A 3526-nucleotide genomic window follows, 5' to 3' on the forward strand; every position below is an offset into this window, starting at 1 on the left:
GCCGGGGCCCAGAGCGTTAGAGAACAAGCGTTTGCGATTTGCGCTCTGGACCCCGGCCTTCGCCGGGGAACAGCAACTATCGGTCGACGGCGGCCATCTAGCGCCCCGCCCAATAATCGAATGCCAATTGCTGCTGCTCGCGAATAAACCGCGCCGCCGCCGGGCCTTCCCACGGTCCGTCATACCCCAGTAACAGCGCGGTCCCGCCGACCCACCAACCCTGTCCCGGCAGCCGGTCGCTCTCGCGCACCAGCAGCACCGCAAGGTCGGGCTCGCCGTCGAGGGCGCACATCCGGTCGACTTCCTCCAGCGTCCGGCACACGGCGCGCATCTTGGGCCGGGTGAAACGGAAACCGAGGTCGCCGAGCAGTTCGGAATAGCTGACGCTGCGCCCCTCGCGCGCCGCGTCGATCAATATCGCGCGGATGCGCGGCGCGTCGCCGAGCGCCGACACATCGGCCGGGCTTTCCTCGCTGCCTAAGCCTTGGTCTTTGGCGGCCATGGAATGAATCCGGAGGTGCGCGCGACATAATCGGCATAATCGGGTCGCGTCTTGTGCAGCCCCTTTTCAAGCAGCGCCTTGCCCGACCATTTGGTGAGGGTGAAGGTCAGGAAGACCGGTCCGATCACGCTCGCGAGCGCGGGCGCCCAGCCGAGGTCGGCGACCACCAGCCAGAGGCCCCACCACGTCAGCGCGTCGCCGAAATAATTGGGATGGCGCGTATAGCGCCACAGGCCCGTGTCGAGCACCTTGCCCTTGTTCGCGGAATTTTTGCGAAAGGCGTCGAGCTGAGCGTCACCAATGCTCTCGAACGCAATGCCGGCCAGCGCCGCAACCGCGCCGATCCATCCGAGGACGCCGACGCCGCCGTCCGGAGCCATCGCGCTCGCCCAGATGCCGATCTGTGCAGGCAGGCAGGTGATGAACAGCAAGGGGGCCTGCGTCAGGAATACCATGAGCAGCGCGGTCTTCGCCCATCCCCACTTCCGCTTCTCCATCGTGCGCGCGAGGATCTTCTTGTAGCGCGGGTCCTCGCCGTGGCTCGCCCAGCGGATCGTCAGATGGATTGCGAGCCGCAGCCCCCATAGCGACGCAAGGCCAAGGAGCAGCTTTGCGTGCGCGCCCTCCGCGCCGACCTGCCACCATGTGCCCCATGCGAGCAGCACCATACCGAACGCCCAGAAGGCATCGATGAACGACACGTCGCGGATCAGGGTCGCGACGCTCCACAAGAGCAGGATCGCGCCAAGCAATCCGCCGAAATTGATCGCCAGCAACAAAAGGGCGTCACTCACGCGCGCATGTCTCGTTCCTCATCGCGGCCGACGATATCATCGATCGAGCGCGCCTGCCGCTCGGGGAATCGGGCGGTATGGCTCTTATATACCTCAAATACCTTCATCATGTCGGCGCGAAAGTCGCCCGTTGGCCAGATCAGCGGGCCGAGCCCGCCCGTCTTGGTGCCATAATCCATGAAGCCGACCACCAGCGGCACCTTGGCCGCCATCGCGATCTGATAAAAGCCGGTGCGCCATTTCGCCGCCTTGCCGCGCGTGCCCTCGGGCGCGACGGTCAGCATGAATTCGGCGCGCCGCCCGAATTCGCACGCCATCTGCTGCACGACATTGCCGCCGCCGCGGCGATCGACCGGGACGCCGCCCATCTGGCGGATAAAGCCGCCGATCGGCCAGCGGAACAGCGACAGCTTTGCCATAAAAAAGGGATGCATATTCAGGTCGGCGGTCAGCCCGAGGAAATTGACGAAATCCCAATTGCTCGTGTGCGGCGCCGCGATCAGGATGAAGCGCCGCGGTTCGGGCACCTCGCCGACCGCTTGCCATCCGCGCATCCGGTACAGCAGAAGCAACAGGCGGCGCACCGCGCGCGCCACCAGCCCCGGCGGGTCGTCATTCATACTCGTCACGCTTGGTCCTCTCCCTTCGCCCGGATTGCGCGAAAGCCCGCCGCGGCGCAAGGGGGTGCGCATCGCGGCTTGCGGCGATGCGGTCTTTCTGCTCCCTTCATCCGCAAAACAGGGGAGAAAATGATGAAGACGCTGTCCGCGCTGCTGACGTCCGCCATGCTGCTTGCCGCGCCCGCGATCGCCGCCGAGGCGCAGCCGCGCGCCGACCAGCTCGCCTTCCGCGATCTTTACAAGGAATTGGTCGAGACAAACACGACGCTCTCGTCGGGCAATTGCACCCTTGCCGCCGAACGCATGGCGGCGCGGCTGAAGGCGGCGGGCCTTCCCGCCAGCCAGCTCACCCCCTTTGCGACCCCCGAGAATCCCAAGGAAGGCGGTCTCGTCGCCGTCTATCCGGGCACGTCCAAAACCGCGAAGCCGATCCTGCTCGTCGCGCATATCGACGTCGTCGAGGCGAAGCGCGCCGACTGGGAACGCGACCCGTTCGTCATGGTCGAGGAAAACGGCTATTTCTATGGCCGCGGCACCGCCGACGACAAGGCGCAGGCGGCGGTGTGGGTCGACACGCTGATTCGTTTCCAGCAGGCGGGCTATAAACCGAAGCGCACGGTTAAGGTCGCGCTGACCTGCGGTGAGGAAACCAATGGCGCCTTCAACGGCGTCGAATGGCTCGCCGCGAACAGGCGCGACCTGATCGACGCCGAATTTGCACTCAACGAAGGCGGCGGCGGCGACAGCGACGGGAAAGGCAAAGTTCTCAGCCAGTCGGTGCAGGTCGGCGAAAAGACCTTCGCTAATTTCCGGCTAGAGACGAGAAACCCCGGTGGTCACAGTTCGGCGCCGGTGCCCGACAATGCGATCTACGAGCTTTCGCGCGCGCTCACCAAGGTTGCGGATTATGAATTCCCGGTCGAGATGACCGACACGACGCGCCGCTTCTTTGCCGAAGCGGGCGCCGCGCGCGGCGACGAGACGGGCAGGGCGATGGCGGCGCTGGCGAAGAACCCCGCCGACAAGGCGGCCGAGGCGATCGTCAACAAGGACCCGTTCCTGCACAGCAATTTGCGGACGACCTGCGTTGCGACCTTGCTCGACGGCGGCCATGCGCCGAACGCGCTGCCGCAGCGCGCCGGAGCGAATATCAACTGCCGCATCTTTCCGGGGCACAGCATCGAATCGATCAAGGATGAGCTTGCAAAGGTGATCGGTGACCCCGACGTCAAGATCACCCAGCTACCGCCCAAGCGCCCTGCGCCGCCCGCGCCGCCGCTCGATCCGAAGATCATCAGCCCGATGCAGAGGCTCGTCGACAAATATTGGCCGGGGCTGAAGGTCATCCCGTCGATGGCGAATGGCTATACCGACGCGACCTTCCTCGGCGCAGTCGGTATCCCGACCTATGGTATCCCCGGCATGTGGGGCGACCCCGACGGCAATGGCGCGCACGGCCTGAACGAACGCATGGAGGTCCGCTCGGTCTATGTCGGGCGCGACTATATGTTCGATCTGGTCAAGGCTTACGCCGACAAGCCTTAGGTGCTTGATGGCGCGGCACCGGCCCGCTCCCCCTCCCGGCCTCCCATAGGCTACCATCGTTGGGG

General features: G+C 65.3%; 4 protein-coding genes. 1 reads left to right on the forward strand and 3 read right to left on the reverse strand.

Features of this window, described 5'->3' with window-relative positions:
* Nucleotides 1-97 precede the first annotated feature (97 nt).
* The 3 genes from ACREBX_RS08315 to ACREBX_RS08325 are packed head-to-tail and all read right to left on the reverse strand — an operon-like array spanning nt 98 to nt 1916.
* Complete coding sequence (locus tag ACREBX_RS08315) at nt 98-502, reverse strand: ribose-phosphate pyrophosphokinase (RefSeq protein WP_431561286.1); 405 nt, start codon at nt 500-502, stop codon at nt 98-100.
* Nucleotides 478-1296 (reverse strand): DUF1295 domain-containing protein, encoded by an 819-nt coding sequence (locus tag ACREBX_RS08320; RefSeq protein WP_431561287.1) that lies wholly within the window; start codon nt 1294-1296, stop codon nt 478-480. The genes ACREBX_RS08315 and ACREBX_RS08320 overlap by 25 nt, the downstream gene beginning before the upstream one ends.
* On the reverse strand, nt 1293-1916 hold the full coding sequence (locus ACREBX_RS08325) for a lysophospholipid acyltransferase family protein (protein WP_431561288.1): 624 nt from the start codon (nt 1914-1916) through the stop codon (nt 1293-1295). Before ACREBX_RS08325 ends, ACREBX_RS08320 begins: the two co-directional genes overlap by 4 nt.
* Before the next feature lie 132 nt (nt 1917-2048).
* On the opposite strand from ACREBX_RS08325, the gene ACREBX_RS08330 reads away from it, so the two are divergent.
* On the forward strand, nt 2049-3461 hold the full coding sequence (locus tag ACREBX_RS08330) for a M20/M25/M40 family metallo-hydrolase (protein WP_431561289.1): 1413 nt from the start codon (nt 2049-2051) through the stop codon (nt 3459-3461).
* Nucleotides 3462-3526 lie beyond the last annotated feature (65 nt).

The sequence above is a fragment of the Sphingopyxis sp. genome (assembly GCF_050725655.1).
In the GTDB taxonomy this organism is placed as follows: domain Bacteria; phylum Pseudomonadota; class Alphaproteobacteria; order Sphingomonadales; family Sphingomonadaceae; genus Sphingopyxis.